14 protein-coding genes are annotated in these 15,658 nt (G+C 66.9%); 6 read left to right on the top strand and 8 right to left on the bottom strand.

What is annotated here, in order from left to right:
• Nucleotides 1–56 precede the first annotated feature (56 nt).
• The 3 genes from AC1DD3_RS01775 to AC1DD3_RS01765 all read left to right on the top strand — a co-directional run bounded on the left by AC1DD3_RS01775 (nucleotide 57) and on the right by AC1DD3_RS01765 (nucleotide 5,077).
• On the top strand, nucleotides 57–3,278 hold the full coding sequence (locus AC1DD3_RS01775) for an efflux RND transporter permease subunit (protein WP_476880826.1): 3,222 nt from the start codon (nucleotides 57–59) through the stop codon (nucleotides 3,276–3,278).
• 186 nt (nucleotides 3,279–3,464) lie between these two features.
• Nucleotides 3,465–4,613 carry an LLM class flavin-dependent oxidoreductase gene (locus tag AC1DD3_RS01770; protein ID WP_230116861.1) on the top strand — a complete coding sequence of 383 codons (1,149 nt, stop codon included), beginning with the start codon at nucleotides 3,465–3,467 and terminating at the stop codon, nucleotides 4,611–4,613.
• Nucleotides 4,613–5,077 (top strand): MarR family winged helix-turn-helix transcriptional regulator, encoded by a 465-nt coding sequence (locus AC1DD3_RS01765; protein ID WP_476874736.1) that lies wholly within the window; start codon nucleotides 4,613–4,615, stop codon nucleotides 5,075–5,077. Before AC1DD3_RS01770 ends, AC1DD3_RS01765 begins: the two co-directional genes overlap by 1 nt.
• 63 nt (nucleotides 5,078–5,140) lie before the next feature.
• On the opposite strand, the gene AC1DD3_RS01760 is transcribed toward AC1DD3_RS01765, so the two are convergent.
• Complete coding sequence (locus tag AC1DD3_RS01760) at nucleotides 5,141–5,947, bottom strand: transglutaminase-like domain-containing protein (protein WP_230116863.1); 807 nt, start codon at nucleotides 5,945–5,947, stop codon at nucleotides 5,141–5,143.
• 74 nt (nucleotides 5,948–6,021) lie between these two features.
• The gene (locus AC1DD3_RS01755) at nucleotides 6,022–6,813 is read right to left on the bottom strand and encodes a hypothetical protein (RefSeq protein ID WP_476880825.1); all 792 of its coding nucleotides are present in this window, start codon (nucleotides 6,811–6,813) and stop codon (nucleotides 6,022–6,024) included.
• A gap of 105 nt (nucleotides 6,814–6,918) precedes the next feature.
• Between AC1DD3_RS01755 and AC1DD3_RS01750 the strand changes: the two genes are divergently transcribed.
• Genes AC1DD3_RS01750 through AC1DD3_RS01740 form a run of 3 tightly spaced genes read left to right on the top strand, consistent with a single transcriptional unit; the run spans nucleotide 6,919 to nucleotide 9,003 of the window.
• Nucleotides 6,919–7,581, top strand: a complete 663-nt coding sequence (locus AC1DD3_RS01750) for a DUF1684 domain-containing protein (RefSeq protein WP_230116865.1) — start codon at nucleotides 6,919–6,921, stop codon at nucleotides 7,579–7,581.
• Nucleotides 7,582–7,599: 18 nt separating this feature from the next.
• Nucleotides 7,600–8,457 carry a fumarylacetoacetate hydrolase family protein gene (locus tag AC1DD3_RS01745; RefSeq protein WP_476880824.1) on the top strand — a complete coding sequence of 286 codons (858 nt, stop codon included), beginning with the start codon at nucleotides 7,600–7,602 and terminating at the stop codon, nucleotides 8,455–8,457.
• Between the two features lie 36 nt (nucleotides 8,458–8,493).
• Nucleotides 8,494–9,003, top strand: coding sequence for a GtrA family protein (locus tag AC1DD3_RS01740; protein ID WP_476880823.1), 510 nt, complete (start codon nucleotides 8,494–8,496; stop codon nucleotides 9,001–9,003).
• Between the two features lie 23 nt (nucleotides 9,004–9,026).
• Here the strand turns inward: AC1DD3_RS01740 and AC1DD3_RS01735 are convergent, their stop codons facing one another.
• The 6 genes from AC1DD3_RS01735 to AC1DD3_RS01710 all read right to left on the bottom strand — a co-directional run bounded on the left by AC1DD3_RS01735 (nucleotide 9,027) and on the right by AC1DD3_RS01710 (nucleotide 15,584).
• Entirely contained in the window at nucleotides 9,027–10,190 is a 1,164-nt protein-coding gene (locus AC1DD3_RS01735) for a cysteine desulfurase family protein (RefSeq protein WP_476880822.1), read from the bottom strand.
• Nucleotides 10,191–10,197: 7 nt separating this feature from the next.
• Nucleotides 10,198–11,070: a carboxylating nicotinate-nucleotide diphosphorylase gene (gene nadC / locus AC1DD3_RS01730; protein WP_476880821.1), complete on the bottom strand. Its 873-nt coding sequence runs from the start codon at nucleotides 11,068–11,070 to the stop codon at nucleotides 10,198–10,200.
• On the bottom strand, nucleotides 11,063–12,919 hold the full coding sequence (gene nadB, locus AC1DD3_RS01725) for an L-aspartate oxidase (protein ID WP_476880820.1): 1,857 nt from the start codon (nucleotides 12,917–12,919) through the stop codon (nucleotides 11,063–11,065). Before nadB ends, nadC begins: the two co-directional genes overlap by 8 nt.
• An 18-nt stretch (nucleotides 12,920–12,937) precedes the next feature.
• Complete coding sequence (gene nadA / locus AC1DD3_RS01720; RefSeq protein ID WP_476880819.1) at nucleotides 12,938–14,248, bottom strand: quinolinate synthase NadA; 1,311 nt, start codon at nucleotides 14,246–14,248, stop codon at nucleotides 12,938–12,940.
• The gene (locus tag AC1DD3_RS01715; protein ID WP_476874727.1) at nucleotides 14,245–14,955 is read right to left on the bottom strand and encodes an NUDIX hydrolase; all 711 of its coding nucleotides are present in this window, start codon (nucleotides 14,953–14,955) and stop codon (nucleotides 14,245–14,247) included. The genes nadA and AC1DD3_RS01715 overlap by 4 nt, the downstream gene beginning before the upstream one ends.
• A 143-nt stretch (nucleotides 14,956–15,098) precedes the next feature.
• A complete protein-coding gene (locus tag AC1DD3_RS01710; RefSeq protein WP_476874726.1) occupies nucleotides 15,099–15,584 on the bottom strand; it encodes an Lrp/AsnC family transcriptional regulator in 486 nt (161 codons plus the stop codon).
• Between the last annotated feature and the right edge of the window lie 74 nt (nucleotides 15,585–15,658).

Raw genomic sequence — 15,658 nt, 5'->3', positions numbered from 1 at the left:
TTGCGGCAGGCTCCACCACAGGCAACAGTCCGTCAACCCCTTCAGGAGACCAAGCAATGTTCCGGCTGGCCAGTCTTTCCCTCGGGAACCGCGCGCTGATTGCGCTGATCACCATTTTCGCGGCGGTGTTCGGCGTGATCACCATGTCCTCGCTGAAGCAGGAACTCATCCCGTCCATCGAGTTCCCGCGGATCACGGTGATCACGTCGATGCCCGGAGCCTCGCCGGAGGTTGTGGACAAGCAGGTCAGCCGTCCGCTCGAAACGGCGCTGAACAGCGTCGAGGGCCTGGAATCGACGTCGTCGACTTCACGCAACGGCGTTTCGCAGATCAGCATGGTGTTCACCTACGGATCCAACCTGGACCGCGCCCGGAACCAGATCGACCGTGCCATTTCCAATGCCAAGCGCACGCTTCCAGAGGACGTCCAGCCGCAGGCCATTGCGGGCAGCCTGAGCGACTTCCCTATTGTTTTCCTGGCCGTCTCCTCCGACAAGCCCCTGAGTGAGCTGAATACCGATCTCCAGCGGCTAACCGTCCCGCGACTGCAAAAGCTCGACGGCGTCCGCGGCGCCGATGTGACCGGCGGAGCGAGCCAGCACATCCTGATCCTGCCGAGGACGGCCAGCATGGCATCCAGCGGCGCGACGGTCCAGTCGATCCGCAACGCACTGACCAACAACGGGGACCTCGTCCCGGCCGGAACGATCGAGGACAAGGGCCAGAGCCTGTCGCTGCAGATCGGCAGCCCGGTGGACTCCGTCGCCGCCGTCAAGGCGCTGCCGCTCAGCGGCGCGAAGGACGGTGCCACGATCGGTACCGTGGCGGACGTCAGCATCAAGGACGACGTCCGGACCTCCATCACCCGGACCAACGGCAAGGAAACCCTCGCCGTCTCAGTCACGAAGAAGCCCGAGGGCGACACCGTGGCGATCTCCCACGCAGTCAAGGACGCCCTGCCCCAGCTGGAGGCCGAGCTCGGCTCGAACGCCAAGTTCACGCCGGTGTTCGACCAGGCGCCGTTCATCGAGAAGTCCATCAAGGACCTCACCACGGAGGGCCTGCTGGGACTGGGCTTCGCCGTGGCAGTCATCCTTGTGTTCCTCATGTCGGTCCGGTCCACGCTCGTCACGGCCGTGTCCATCCCGCTGTCGCTCCTGATCACTTTCATCGGACTCTCCGGCACCGGCTATTCGCTGAACATCCTCACCCTCGGCGCGCTCACCATCGCCATCGGCCGGGTGGTGGATGACTCGATTGTGGTGATCGAAAACATCAAACGCCACCTCAGCTACGGCGAACCCAAGCTCACAGCCATTCTGACCTCCATCCGCGAGGTGGCGGGGGCGATCACCGCATCGACGCTCACCACGGTGGCCGTCTTCCTGCCCATCGCTTTTGTGGGTGACCTTGCCGGCGAGCTGTTCCGTCCCTTCGCGCTGACGGTCACCATTGCCCTCCTGTCCTCGCTGCTGGTTTCGCTGACGATCGTTCCGGTCCTCGCATACTGGTTCCTTAGGTCGCCGGCGGACGCTCGGACCGTCGGGGCAGCACCGCAGTCCGCCCGCGACATTGAGGCCCGGGCCCACGAGGCGGAACAGCGCAGCCTCCTGCAGCGCGGGTACCTGCCCATCCTGACCACAACGCAGAGACACCCGGTGCTGACGCTGATCGCCGCAGTCCTGGTGCTGGGCGGAACCGCGGCCATGACTCCCCTGCTGGCCACGGACCTGCTGGGACGCTCCGGCGAGAACAGCATGACGGTGAAGCAGGAGCTTCCCGCCGGCACGAGCCTCCAGGACACCAGCACGGCGGCGCAGAAACTCGAGGACGTACTGCTCGGCATCGACGGCATTAAGGACGTCCAGGTGACGTCCGGCAATGCGCAGGCCGGCTTTACCGCACTGACTTCGTCGGGAGCCTCCAACTCCACGTTTACCGTCGTCACGGCAGAGAAGGCCAACCAGGCACAGCTTCAGGAGACGGTCCGCACCGAACTGGCAAAGGTCAGTGGATCCGGCAAGATCTCCGTGGGCTCCCAGCAGGGCGGCTTCGGTACGTCGTCCACCGTGGACATCACCCTTCGGGCCGCCACCTCGGCGGACCTCAAAAAAGCCAGCGACTCCTTGGTCCGGGCAATGGACGGTGTCCCCGGCAGTAACGAGGTCACCACCAACCTGGCCGCCAGCCAGCCCGTGGTCCAGGTCAAAGTGGACCGGGCCAAGGCTGTGGCTGCGGGCCTGAACGAAGAGCAGGTGGCCGGCGTCCTGGCGTCGACCATCAGCCCCGTCCCGGCGGGCACCGTGCGCATCGAAGCCGACGACTTCCCGGTCCGCATCGGCGAAGGCACACGTTTTACCAGCATCTCTGCCGTCCGTGCCATCCCGCTTCCGACCGCCCGCGGCCCCGTGCCGTTGAGCAGCATCGCCGCCGTCAACGCGGTGGACGTGCCGGTCTCCATCACCTCAAGCAACGGCCAGCGGACAGCGCAAGTCTCGGTCACGCCGTCGGGCGCTAACCTCGGTGCGGTGAGCGCCGAAGTCCAGAACCGGCTCAAGGCCGTGGACCTTCCGGCCGGCGTCACGGCCGAAATCGGCGGCGCCACCACCCAGCAGGCCGACTCCTTCCGCCAGCTCGGGCTCGCCCTGCTCGCAGCCATCGCCATTGTCTACGTGATCATGGTGGCCGCGTTCAAGTCCCTCATCCAGCCGCTGATTCTCCTCGTCTCCGTTCCCTTTGCGGCCACGGGCGCCGTTGCCCTGCTCCTCATCTCCAGGGTTCCGCTGGGGCTGCCGTCGCTGATCGGCATGCTGATGCTGGTGGGGATTGTGGTGACCAACGCGATTGTGCTGATCGACCTGATCAACCAGTACCGGAAACCACGGGCGGCCAACCCGGGCATGAACGTCGCCGATGCCATCACCCACGGTGCCCGGCAGCGTCTCCGCCCCATCCTCATGACTGCGCTGGCCACCGTGTTTGCGCTGACCCCCATGGCCCTCGGCATCACGGGCGGCGGCGGGTTCATCTCGCAGCCGCTGGCCATTGTGGTGATCGGCGGCCTGGTCTCCTCGACGGCGCTGACCCTGGTGCTGGTTCCGGTGCTGTACCGGCTGGTGGAGGGGCGCCGGGAGAAGAAGGCGCTCCTGCGCGAGCTGAAGCAGCGCCCCGGCTTCGTCGCGGCGGACGACGTCGACGCCGAGTTTGCAGACTGGACGACGGGCATGATCCCGAAGGTCAGCGGACGGCGGGCAGCACCCGGAGCCCCGGAAGAGTAAGAACCGGCCCGTCCAAACCGTAAACCGTGAAGCCGTCCTGAGCGATCAGGGCGGCTTCACTGTTGCCCGGGACCTGCCGGGAATAACTTGCCGTGCTGAACGTTACATCAAGCGATAGATGCAAATGCATGTAAATCGGTTACAGTTGAAGTAAGCCAGGACAGTTCGGACAACGGAAGGCACATCATGCAGATCGGCGTATTCAGCGTCAGCGACATCACCCAGGACCCCACCACGGGCCGTACCCCCACCGAGAATGAGCGCATCAAGGCGTCGGTGGCGATCGCCCGGAAGGTCGAAGAAATCGGTATGGACGTCTACGCCATCGGCGAGCACCACAACCGGCCGTTTTTCTCCTCCTCACCCACCACCACGCTGGCGTACATCGCCGCGCAGACCGAGCGCATCACGCTCTCCACGGCCACGACGCTGATCACCACGAACGATCCGGTCAAGATCGCCGAGGACTTCGCGATGCTGCAGCACCTCGCCGACGGCCGCGTGGACCTGGTGCTGGGACGGGGCAACACCGCGCCTGTCTACCCCTGGTTCGGCAAGAACATCCAGGACGGCGTCGAACTCGCGATCGAGAACTACAGCCTGCTGCGCCGGCTCTGGGACGAGGACACCGTCAACTGGTCAGGCAAGTTCCGCACGCCGCTGCAGAACTTCACCTCGACGCCGCGCCCGCTCGACGGCGTAGCCCCCTTTGTGTGGCACGGCTCCATCCGCACGCCCCAGATCGCGGAGGTGGCGGCGTACTACGGCGACGGCTTCTTCGCTAACAACATCTTCTGGCCCAAGGAGCACTACCAGCAGCTGATCGGCCTGTACCGCGAACGCTACGAGCACTACGGGCACGGCAAGGCGGACCAGGCGATCGTGGGCCTCGGCGGCCAGTTCTTCATGCGGAAGAACTCGCAGGACGCCGTCAAGGAGTTCCGGCCGTACTTCGACAACGCGCCGGTCTACGGCCACGGCCCGTCCCTTGAGGACTTCACCTCGCAGACCCCGCTGACCGTGGGCAGCCCGCAGGAAGTCATCGAGAAGACCCTCACCTTCCGTGAGTTCTTCGGCGACTACCAGCGCCAGCTGTTCCTGATCGACCACGCCGGCCTGCCGCTCAAGACGGTCCTCGAGCAGCTCGACCTGTTCGGCGAAGAGGTCCTGCCCGTGCTGCGCAAGGAGTACGCCGCCCTGACGCCGGCCCATGTTCCGGATCCGCCCACGCATGCCGGACGGGTCGCTGCACGGATGGCAGCCCAGGACGCGGCCTCGCACTCCGAAGCCGGCCAGGCTGCAGCTTCCTCCGCGTCCTCCGCGCTGGAGGCGTGATGCCCGCCCGGACTGCCCCGGCCGCCTCGCCGGTCAGGCTGGCTGCCGAGACCTGGGAATCCCTGTTCCGTGCCCAGGTTGCCGTGATGCGCCGGCTGCAGTCCGGGCCTGCGTTCAAGGACTTGGCAGTGAATGAATACGACGTCCTGTTCACGCTGTCGCGGTGCCCCTCCGGGTGGCTTCGCCTGAACGAGCTCAACGACAACGTGCTGCTGAGCCAGTCGAGCCTCAGCCGGCTGGTTGAGCGGCTGGAAAAGCGCGGCCTGGTGGAGCGGATGCCGGCTCCCAACGACGGCCGCGGTGTCCTGGTGAAACTCACGGACCAGGGCGCGCAGTTGCAAAAGCAGATCGGCCGCGAGCACGTCCGGGAAATCGCTGAGCTGGTCTCGCCGGCGCTGACGGCTGCGGAGCAGCGGGAACTGCTGAGGCTGACAGAGAAGCTGCGCACCTCGTTGCCGCGCTAGGGCCGCCGCCGGCAGGTGCCAGCGGGCCGCGGGCGCTGTACTTCCCGGTGGGCCGTACAGTCCCTAGCGGATGACGGCGAGCTTGTCCGGGTCGTCGACCGGCAGTTCGCCGTTCACCACAGCGGTGACCCGCATCTCCCGCAGCGCCAGGCTGCCGCCCACGGTGGAGAGGAAGGCCGTGTCTGAGGAATCTCGGCCGGCGGTGATGCGCAGCATCGCTTCCCTGGGCGCAAGGCCGGTGGGATCGATCACCTGCCAGGCGCCGTTGATGTGCGCCTCCGCCACGGCATGGAAATCCATCGGGGAAAGACCCGGGGCGTACACCGCGGCAAGCCGTGCGGGGACATTCTTGGCGCGGAGCAGCGAGATGGCCAGATGGGCGTAGTCCCTGCACACGCCGCGGCGGTTCAGGAGGGTTTCCACGGCACCGTCGGTTCCGCGGGACGAGCCGCTGACGTATCGGAGTTCACTGAATACCCAGTTGCGCACGGCGTGGAGGAGCTCTTCTCCCTGAAGACCGCCGAACTCGGCATAGGACGTGGGGAGGAGCCGGTCCGATTCCGCGTAGCGGCTGGGGCGGACGTAGCGGATGAGCTCCATGAGGGAGGCCTCTTCCGGCTCGGCGAACCCCACGACCGTGGCCGAGTATTCCACAGTTACTTCCGTGGGATCGGCAAACTCCATGTAGTGGAACCTGCCGCCGTGGTGGTCCGACAGCTCCGTCAGGGGAACGGGCCCGTCCCCGGCTGTCACCGAAAGAGTCTCATCGAGGGAGCTGTAGCCCGGATTCCTGGCCACGGAAATGGCCAGCGCCACTTTGGTATCGGCCACGGTCTTGAAGACCAGTCGGGCAGCCACAGTGCGTTCCATGTTTCTCCGGGGGTGTGAGGACAGCGGACGTCAGTCGCGGCTGCTAACCCGGTGGGTGTGCCGGAGGCAGCGGACTAGTTCTTGATCTCCAGAGACATTAGCATCCGCTGGACATTGGCGAATTCCGAGCCCCCGTTCACGTAGTCGGCAGCCTGGTCCAGGGTGTCGAAGGCCTTGGCCGGCGCCACCGTCTCGTCCGGTGCGAACGACTTCAGCGAGCCCACATCGCTGAAGGAGTAGTTGCCCTTGCCTTCCAGTCCGCGGACCACGTTCTGCAGCTGGCAGGTCTTGGAGTCGGCTCCGCCCACCAGGTTGGTGATCCCGTACGAGCCGAAGAACCGGTAGCCCTGAAGCACCCTGAACACCACATGCGGGGAAATTGTGCCCTCTCCCCCGCTGTGGGGCAGCTCCACCGGGACGCTGCTGACAACGACGTAGGACTTCCGGGCGGCCGGGGCGCACGTGGCCGGAGCGGCATCCGGCAGTCCGGTCCGGAGCGTGGCGAGATAGGTCCCCGCCGCGTCCTTGACCTCAACCTTCACCGCGCCGGGCAGCGTTCCCTTGTCCGCCTCCACCGACTGGGCGATCCATTCTTGGGGAAGTTCGAAGCTGATCTTCTTGGCGGGGTCGGTGAAGACCTTCCACGCCGACGCCGTCGCCCCGGGTTTCGCTGACGGGCCGCCCGAAGCGGTGGCAGAGGAAGTGGCTGTTCCCGGCGTTGCTCCGGGAGCCGCGCTGCCGGTGCCGGGCTCCACGGTCCAGACCGGTGCGCCTTTGCCGGCGGAGCTGCAACCTGCCAGCAGCGCCGCAGCAAGCACCGCGACGGCGGCCACGCGGTTCCCGCGGGAGACTGTCATCCCTGTCATGCCTCCAGCCTAGCCGCGGCAGGGCTCCGCCCGGGTCTTCGATCCCCGTGTTTCGCAGGCTGACCCCGGGCTTTCCGGGTCCGTAAAGAGGGCTAGGCTGGGGGCATGGCGGAACACGAGCTGGATGCGGCAGAGAAGACCCTGGCGGGCATGTCCGCCGTCGACATCGCTGACTGGCGGCTGCGCACGTTTGCCTTATACGACACTGTCCGCAGAATCGCGTCGGACAACCCTGCGGAAGCGCATGCGTACTGGCGGCAGGAGCGGGACCGGATGTTCGGCACGCACCCCGCGTCTGCCCTCACAGCAGAGGCCAAAGCGAGTTTCGGCGGCCTCAAGACAGCCGACTACGATCCCATCTACCGTTTCCACGTGCCCCTGACCAAGGAGGGCGCCGGCCGGGAAATGAACGTCGAGACCGGCACCGACGGCCTGGTCAGATTCGTCAGGCTGGGAACGTTCGACCTCCCGGAGATGGGACAGCTGGCGGTCTGGAAGCTCATTGGCTACGGCGGGGGCATATTCGTTCCCTTCCGCGATGCCACGGCAGGCCAGCCCGGCGGCAGCTACGGCGCAGGCAGGTACCTTCTGGACACGATCAAGGGCGCCTTCCACGGCGTGCGCGGTTCCGGCCCTGATGCGCCGTTCGTGCTGGACTTCAACTTCGCCTACAACCCGTCGTGCGCCTACAACGAGGCCTGGGCCTGCCCGCTCGCCGGCCCCTCGAACCGCCTGGCGGTCGACATCCCGGTGGGCGAACTGTACTAGGTTCACTACGATGGCTGGATGACTCCAGCTCCCACGCGGCGGATTGCACGCGTCCGCCCGCTCTCCCCTGCGACCGACAGCCCGGCCCACTCCGCGGGCGAGCAGTTCTTCGTTGCCAACGCTGCCGCCGACTTCGCCAGCGACGCCGGCAGGCAGTGGACGGTCGTCGATACGCCCTTCCCGGGCTCGCCCGCCAACGCGAGCAGCACTCCGCGGACGGGCTGGGAGCCGGGGGCCACCGTGCCGCAGGAGGAGTTCGAGTTCCTGGCCCCCAGCGTGCCGGCCAACGTGCTGGGCATGGCCCACAACACCGGCAGTGCCGGCCGGGACCTGCCCGCCCAGGCTTTCCACAAGGCCGCCACCAGCGTCATCGGCCCCGGCGACGCGATTGAGCTGACAGCCGGCGTCGGGCTGGTGGAGCCGGAAGCGGAACTGACGGTCGTCGTCGGCCGCACGGCCAAAGGCCTGACGCTCGAAAACGCCCGGACCGCCATCCTGGGATTCACGATCGGCAACGATGTCACTGCCCGGGACCTGCAGAAGTCTGACGACCTCTGGCTGAGCGCGAAGAGCCAGGACACCTTCACGCCGGCCGGCCCCTGGATCGTGACAGGGCTCGATGACGCGGACCTGCCCATCGGCATTGTCCACAACGGCGCGGAACTGACACCGGCAAGCACCGCGGACCTCGGCTGGAAGGTGGATGAAATTCTGGTCTACCTGAGTTCATTCATGACCCTGCATCCGGGCGACCTGGTCCTCACCGGTTTCCCGGCAGCTACCGCCCGCCTGGCGCCGGGCGACGCCGTCACGTGCAGGGTCGGCGGCATCGGCGAACTTACCAACCCGGTCAGAGCGGTGCATTCGCCCGCCTGATGTGGCACGCTCGAGCTGATGTGGCAGGCTGGAGCGATGGAATCGTCCGCTCCGCCCGTTGCCGAGCCGCAGATGCAACCGACTCTGCGGACGGAATCGGCACGGCAGTTCCCGGCCACCAGGCACTACCGCGGAATTCTGCGGTACCCCGTCATCCGCCAGCTCATCCGTTTCACGGGCGTGGGCATCGTATGCACTGCCACGTCCCTTGCCCTGTACGCGCTGCTCCGGCCGTGGATCGGTCCGCAGCCCGCCAACGCCGCCGCGCTGATCATCACGTCAGTCATGAACACGGCGCTCAACCGCAGGCTGACGTTCAAAATCACGGACCAGCGCAGGAAGGCCCACGACCACCTCAACGGCCTGGTCCTGATCGTCGTGGCCCTGGTTATCACCGGTGGCAGCCTCGGCGTTCTCCACTGGCTCCGGCCTGACGCCACGGTGGCCGATGAATTGTGGACCACCACGCTTTCCGGTTTCCTGGCCACCGCCGTCCGGTTCACCATGCTCAGGCACTGGATCTTCCGCCGCGCCCGCCACCGCTAGCCATGCACGGCGTCAGCTGTTACTTACTGGGGAACGCGGCCCAGGGTGCGGACGCTTCCGACGGCGGTCCGCACCGCGACGGCGGCAGCCTCAAGATCCGCTTGGGTCACGGAGGACGCAAAGCTGAACCGGACCGCAGTCTGGGCAACCTCGGCTCCGACACCGAGGGCGAGCAACACGGGAGACGGTGCGTCGGATCCCGCAGCGCAGGCCGAGCCGCTGGAGCACAGCACACCCTGGCGCTCCAGCTCCAGGAGCACGGATTCGCCGCTGGTTCCCGGGAAGCAAAAGGATGCCACAGACGGCAACCTCTCCACAGGATGACCTGTCAGCACAGCGCCGGGAACACCGTCCAGCACCGCGGCGATGAACGCATCCCGGAGCAGGGCCACCCGTTCCGCGAGCGCCCCCTGTTCGGCGTGGGCCAGGGTGAGCGCGGTGGCCAGGCCAACAGCCCCGGCCACGTTTTCCGTGCCGGATCGCCGTCCGCGTTCCTGGCCGCCACCGTGGACCAGGGGCTCGGTCCGGGTCCGGCCCCGCACGAAGAGGACCCCGCAGCCTTTCGGTGCACCGAGTTTGTGCCCCGAAATGGTCAGGGCGTCCACGCCGAGGGTCTTCACGTCCACGGGCAGCCACCCGGCAGCCTGTACCGCGTCCGTGTGGAACGGAATCCCGCGCTCCCGGGCCAACGCCGCGAGGGCGGCCACGGGCTGAACCGTGCCCACCTCGTTGTTGGCGTACATGACGCTGATAAGCGCAGTTTCGGGCCGAAGGACGGCAGCCAGCGCTTCAGGACTCACCGTTCCATAACGGTCCACGGGCACCACGTCGACGCTGAAGCCGTGGAAGCGCTCCAGGTACCGTGCGGATTCCTCAACGGCAGGATGCTCGACGGCGCTGATCACCACCCGGTTCAGGGCCGGGTCCGCGGCCTGCCGGGCCAGGGCTATCCCCTTGACCGCCAGGTTGTCCGCCTCCGTGCCGCCAGAGGTGAAAGTCACTTCCCCGGGCCGGCAGCCCAGCACCGTCGCCACTGCCTTGCGGGCCTCGTCGAGGGCCCGCGCGGCGGCGTCACCCAGCGAATGGTGGCTCGACGGATTGCCGAACTCGCCGGTTAGGTAAGGCCACATGGCGTCCAGCGCTTCGCGCCGGACGGGCGTGGTGGCTGCTGCGTCGAGGAAGATCATGGCCGGATCAGCTGACTGTCAGCTCGACGTCCAGGCCGAGATCCAGCGCAGTGACGCTGTGGGTCAGGGCACCAACGGAGATGACGTCCACCCCGGCCGCCGCAATATCGGCGACGGTTCCAAGGTTGACGTTGCCGCTTGCTTCCACCACGGCGCGGCCCCCTACCAGCTGCACGCCGGCCCGCAGGTCCTCAAGGGAAAAGTTGTCCAGCATGATGGTGTCCACGCCCGCGGCCAGGACAGGTTCGATCTGTTCTGCGCTGTCCACCTCCACCTCGAAATGCGTGGTGTGGCCCAGCTGGGCTTTGGCGGCCGCCAGGAGGCTGGTGAGCTTTTCCGGATCGCCGCCGGTCATCACGGCCAGATGGTTGTCCTTGGCAAGGACGGCGTCGGAGAGGCTGTAGCGGTGGTTCGCCCCGCCGCCGCACCGCACCGCGTAACGTTCGAGGACCCGCAGGCCCGGAGTGGTCTTGCGGGTATCGGTGATCCGCGCCTTCGTACCGTCCACCAACCTGACGAACTCGGCCGTCCGGGTGGCGATGGCACTCATCCGCTGGGCGAGGTTCAGCCCCACTCGCTCCGCAAGCAGCACGCTGCGCGCAAGTCCGCTGACCCGCGCAAGCTGGGTCCCGGCGTCGAACGCCTGGCCGTCCGCCACCAGGAGTTCCACCTCAGTGTCGGGGTCGATGAGCAGCATCGCGTCGCGGAACACGGTTCCGCCGCTGAAGACGCCCGGAACGCGGGCATTCAGCACGGCGGTTGCGCGGGCTTCCGCCGGAATCAGCAGCTGCGAGGTGATATCGCCGTTGGGTGCGTCTTCCGAGAAGGCCCGCGCCAGGATCTCCCGGACAGGTGTTGCTGGGAGGGTCAGGCTAGTCATGGACGAGGCTCGCTTTCCGGGTCATTCTGTATCGGTTGTCAATATCTTCCGTCGGGGCGTCATCAGGCATGCTGTCATCGCGGTAGTGCGCCCCCAGCGAGGTGCGCCGTTCCCGCGCGGCAAGGACCAGCAACTGGGCGGCAAGCAGCAGGTTGGCGTTCTCATGCTCGCGGGGATCCTCCGCTTCGGTCACCTTTTCAGGACGCACGACGGCGGCCCACGCCGCAAGCGCGGCACCCGCCTCCCGCAGCTGCCCACCGGTGCGCAACACCCCGGCGTTCGCCGTCATCAGCCGCCGCAGGGCACCACGCGAGAACGGCCCCGGGTCCGGCGTCGCTTCGAACTCCCACGCGTGGAAGGAGTTGGGTTCTGCGGCCACACTTACCAAAACTTCGGAAGCGTCTGATGAGGCGCTCGCTGGCCCCACGGATCCGTCAACTGACGGTGTCCCGGAAGCGTGCGTCAAGGGGAGGCCGCCAGCGGCCGTGGGCCCACGCGATCCGGGTTCCCTGGCCGAGCTTGCGAGGTTAGGGAGATTGTGGGGAGCACGCGGAGGGGCGCCGTCAGGCGACGGCCCAACGGAAGTGTCCAGGAACGCCTCGACAGCCCGCCGTCCGAAGACCAGTCCTTCGAGGAGCGAGTTGCTGGCCAGCCTGTTGGCGCCCTGGACCCCGGTGCATGCAACTTCGCCGGCCGCGTAGAGTCCCAGGACGGTGGTCCGGCCGTGCAGGTCGGTGGACACGCCGCCCATCCAGTAGTGCGCGGCGGGCGCCACGGGCACAAGTTCCGAAGTCCAGTCAATGCCCGCTTCCCGCGTGCGCTTCGAGATCGTCGGGAAGCGCTTCTCCAGGAAGCCTGCTCCCCGGGCGTCCTCGATCACGCGGGCGTCGAGGTACACGTGGCCGTTCGGGTCCCCGAGCGCTGCAAGGTGCAGGGCAACGGTGCGGGAGACGACGTCCCGGGGGGCCAGCTCTGCATCGACGTGGTACGCCGGCATGAAGCGGCTGCCGTCGGCGTCCACGAGGATGGCGCCCTCGCCCCTGACGGCTTCGGAGATCAGCAGCGGGTCCTGGTTTCCTTCGGACTCCGCCGCCTGGGCGGTGCGGACCATGCAGGTGGGATGGAACTGGAAGAACTCGAGATCGGCCACGGCGGCTCCGGCGCGCCACGCCAGGGCCAGTCCGTCCGCGGTGGCAACGGCGGGGTTGGTGGTCTGGGCGAAGAGCTGCCCGGCGCCGCCGGTTGCGAGCAGCACGGCGTCGCCCCTGACAGTCTTCAGTTGCCCGTTGTGCAGGTACTCCACGCCCGTCACCCGCCGGCCGGACTGGACCAGGGCAGTGGTGCGGGCATGGCCCAGCAGGCGGATCTTTCCGGTGGCCTGGGCCGCCAGCACCGCACAGATCAGCGCGTTGGCTATCCCGGCCCCTGTGGCGTCACCGCCGGCATGCAGGATGCGCGGCGCAGAGTGGGCGGCTTCGAGGCCCAAGGCGGGATCGCCGTCGTCGTCCATGTCAAAGCGCACGCCGAAGCGTTCCAGGCCGGCGATATCCCTGCGCGCCTCGGTGCAGAGCACCCGCACAGCGTCCGGGTTGCAGTGGCCGGCGCCGGCCTTCAGCGTGTCGGCGATGTGTGCCGCCACGGTGTCCCCTGGTGACGGCTCGTCGAGGACGGCCGAAATGCCGCCCTGGGCGTAGTACGTGTTGCTGTCCGCGAGCGCGCCCTTGGTCAGCAGCACGACGTCGGCTCCCGCGTCTGCCGCAAGCAGCGAGGCGTAGAGGCCGGCGATGCCGCTGCCGACGACGATCAGCCGTTGGCGGCCCGATGCCGCTGTTGCGCTGGGCTTAGTCATGCTTGGCTCACCTCGGTGTCATTGGGGTTTGGCGGCCAGCATGCGCTCGAGGGCGATTCTGGCATTTTGCTGCACCGCGTCATCCACGGTGATGCGGTTGACCACTCGGCCTTCGACGAGCTCCTCCAGCACCCAGGCCAGGTAGCCCGGGTGGATGCGGTACATGGTGGAGCAAGGGCAGATCACCGGGTCGAGGCAGAAGATCGTGTGCTGCGGATACTGGGCCGCCAGGCGGTTCACCATATTGATCTCGGTTCCGATGGCGAACACCGTGGGCTCCTCCGCGGCGGCGATGGCCTTCTGGATGAAGTCCGTGGAGCCGGCCGAGTCGGCGGCGTCCACCACTTCCATGGGACATTCCGGGTGCACGATCACCTGAACGCCGGGGAAGTCAACGCGGGCCTTTTCGATCTGGGCCACGTTGAAACGCTTGTGCACCGAGCAGAACCCGTGCCAGAGGATCACACGGGAGTCCAGCAGGGCCTGTTCGTCGTTGCCGCCGAGCTCTTTGCGCGGATTCCACATGGGCATCTGTTCCACCGGCACTCCGAGGGCTTTGGCGGTGTTACGGCCCAGGTGCTGGTCCGGAAAAAACAGGACCCGCTGGCCGCGCTCGAAGGCCCATTCGAGGACCGTTTTGGCGTTGGATGAGGTGCAGACGATGCCGCCGTGCTTGCCGCAGAAGGCTTTGAGCGCGGCGGACGAGTTCATGTAGGTGACCGGGATGACCGGAACCCGGCCCGCGGCGTCGGGCTCGGTGCCGAAGATCTCCTCCAGCTGCTCCCAGCACTCCTCCACGGAATCGGCGTCCGCCATGTCCGCCATGGAACAGCCGGCGGCGAGGTTGGGCAGGATGACCGCCTGTTCAGGCTTCGACAGCGTGTCGGCAGTCTCGGCCATAAAGTGCACACCGCAGAAAACGATGGCCTCGGCGTCGGGCCTCGTGAGAGCGGCGTTGGCCAGCTGGAAGGAGTCGCCGACGAAATCGGCGTACTGCACCACTTCGTCTCGCTGGTAGAAATGCCCCAGGATCACGGCGCGGTCGCCGAGCGTGGCCTTGGCTGCGCGGATGCGGGCGTCGAGTTCGGCATCGCCCGCGAGCTTGTATTCCTCGGGGAGCTGGCCCTGCCGGGGGGTGGACGGTGGGGCTACATCGGCGCTGGAGGCTCCGGGACCGTAGGCGGGGGTTCCGGCCAGGGCTTCCGCGAGGTCGTAGTCCCAGGGGCCCTTGGCAAGTGCCGGGCTGCAGGTGCTGCCGGCGGCCGCTGCGGCGCCTTTCTCGGCCTGTTGACGCGTGATCAGCTGGACGGCTGTGTTGACGCTGCTCATGGGGTACTCCTGTTATCTGGGTCTAGGCCTGGACGGCCGGTAAATCGGTAGAGGCGTGGCGGGCGGTGTTTGCCGCCCTGGAGATATTCACCGGTTTCTTCGATCTCCGGCGTGGCTTTGATCTGGCGGCGGAAGTTGGCCGGGTCCAGCCGGGTGTCCAGGACGGCTTCGTAGACCTCCCGGACCTGGGCGAGGGTGAAGTACCCGCCAAGGAAGTGATAGGCGATCGAGCCGTACGCCAGCTTGTTCCGCAGCCGCCAGAGCGCGTAATCGACAATCGCGTTGTGGTCGAAGGCGAGGTCCCCCAGCTTGTCTGCCCGGAACCACCTGACATTTTCGGATTCGTCGGCCAGCGCGGCCTCGGTGGGCTGGACGAGGGCCCAGTAGACGATCGACACCACGCGCTGGGTCGGCGAGCGGTGGAGGCCGCCGAAAGCGTAGAGCTGCTCGAGGTAGCTGGGCGTCAGGCCGGTGGTTTCGCGGAGATTCCGTGAGGCTGCGTCCTGCAGGGAATCGGCGTGCGTGAGCGGGCCGCCGGGAAGTGCCCAGAGGCCTTTGAACGGTTCGCGGATGCGCCGCACCAGCGGGAGCCAAAGGGTGGGACGTCCGGAGGCCTCGCTGGGGCGGAGTGCGAAGATCACCGTAGAAATGGCCAGCGACGGCGGAGCGGTCTGGCGCTCGGCCACATTGGCTGCGGTAGTGTACACGGTTTTCTTCACCCGCTTCGCTGCGTTCCCGGGGGTCCTGCTGACCGTCCCGGTTAGTTATAGTCATAATGACTAAAACTGATTCTACGGCCCGCCCGACTCCAGACAAAATGTTTCGGCCGGCGCCGGTGACTGTTCGGCCGTCAGCTATTTCCGCTTCCGGAGGCGACGGCCTCCAGCAATGGAAGCGTCCTGCCCTGGAAATGCGTGTTGAGGACAATCACCGAGGAGGACCGGAGCACAGTCTTTGTGGCGATCATGGCATCGATCACGCGCTGCAGGTCCGGGTTCGAGCGCGCGGCAATGCGGGCCAACAGGTCAGAACTGCCGGAGACGGTATGGATTTCGATCAGCTCCGGGATCCCGGCGAGCGCCTCCACCACGGCATCGTGGCCCAGGTCCTGGTTGATGGTCAGCGAGCAGAAGGCAACCACGGGAAACCCGAAATGGGAAGGGTCCGGGTGCGGAACCCACGATCCGATCACACCATTTGCCGCCATCCGGTCCAGTCTCGACTGGACAGTGGCCCGGGCGATCCTGAGCATCCGCGACGCCTCCAGCACGGAAGCCCGGGGCGCATCGGTGAAGAATCGCACAATTTTGGCGTCCAGTGCATCCACGTTCGCCATGTCGTCTCCGTTCGGGGCATCCGACAGCGCAAAGCGCCGCATTTGATTCAACTCACTGCACAAACTGCACCCAT

It is taken from the genome of Arthrobacter sp. 05T444 (assembly GCF_056395905.1).
This window is presented reverse-complemented; position numbering and strand designations above follow the sequence as displayed.

Excerpts from the sequence above, each read along its gene's own strand:
- AC1DD3_RS01775 (WP_476880826.1), top strand. The coding sequence starts at position 57 with ATGTTCCGGCTGGCCAGTCTTTCCCTCGGGAACCGCGCGCTGATTGCG.
- AC1DD3_RS01770 (WP_230116861.1), top strand. The coding sequence starts at position 3,465 with ATGCAGATCGGCGTATTCAGCGTCAGCGACATCACCCAGGACCCCACC.
- AC1DD3_RS01765 (WP_476874736.1), top strand. The coding sequence starts at position 4,613 with ATGCCCGCCCGGACTGCCCCGGCCGCCTCGCCGGTCAGGCTGGCTGCC.
- AC1DD3_RS01760 (WP_230116863.1), bottom strand. The coding sequence starts at position 5,947 with ATGGAACGCACTGTGGCTGCCCGACTGGTCTTCAAGACCGTGGCCGAT.
- AC1DD3_RS01755 (WP_476880825.1), bottom strand. The coding sequence starts at position 6,813 with ATGACAGGGATGACAGTCTCCCGCGGGAACCGCGTGGCCGCCGTCGCG.
- AC1DD3_RS01750 (WP_230116865.1), top strand. The coding sequence starts at position 6,919 with ATGGCGGAACACGAGCTGGATGCGGCAGAGAAGACCCTGGCGGGCATG.
- AC1DD3_RS01745 (WP_476880824.1), top strand. The coding sequence starts at position 7,600 with ATGACTCCAGCTCCCACGCGGCGGATTGCACGCGTCCGCCCGCTCTCC.
- AC1DD3_RS01740 (WP_476880823.1), top strand. The coding sequence starts at position 8,494 with ATGGAATCGTCCGCTCCGCCCGTTGCCGAGCCGCAGATGCAACCGACT.
- AC1DD3_RS01735 (WP_476880822.1), bottom strand. The coding sequence starts at position 10,190 with ATGATCTTCCTCGACGCAGCAGCCACCACGCCCGTCCGGCGCGAAGCG.
- nadC (WP_476880821.1), bottom strand. The coding sequence starts at position 11,070 with ATGACTAGCCTGACCCTCCCAGCAACACCTGTCCGGGAGATCCTGGCG.
- nadB (WP_476880820.1), bottom strand. The coding sequence starts at position 12,919 with ATGACTAAGCCCAGCGCAACAGCGGCATCGGGCCGCCAACGGCTGATC.
- nadA (WP_476880819.1), bottom strand. The coding sequence starts at position 14,248 with ATGAGCAGCGTCAACACAGCCGTCCAGCTGATCACGCGTCAACAGGCC.
- AC1DD3_RS01710 (WP_476874726.1), bottom strand. The coding sequence starts at position 15,584 with ATGGCGAACGTGGATGCACTGGACGCCAAAATTGTGCGATTCTTCACC.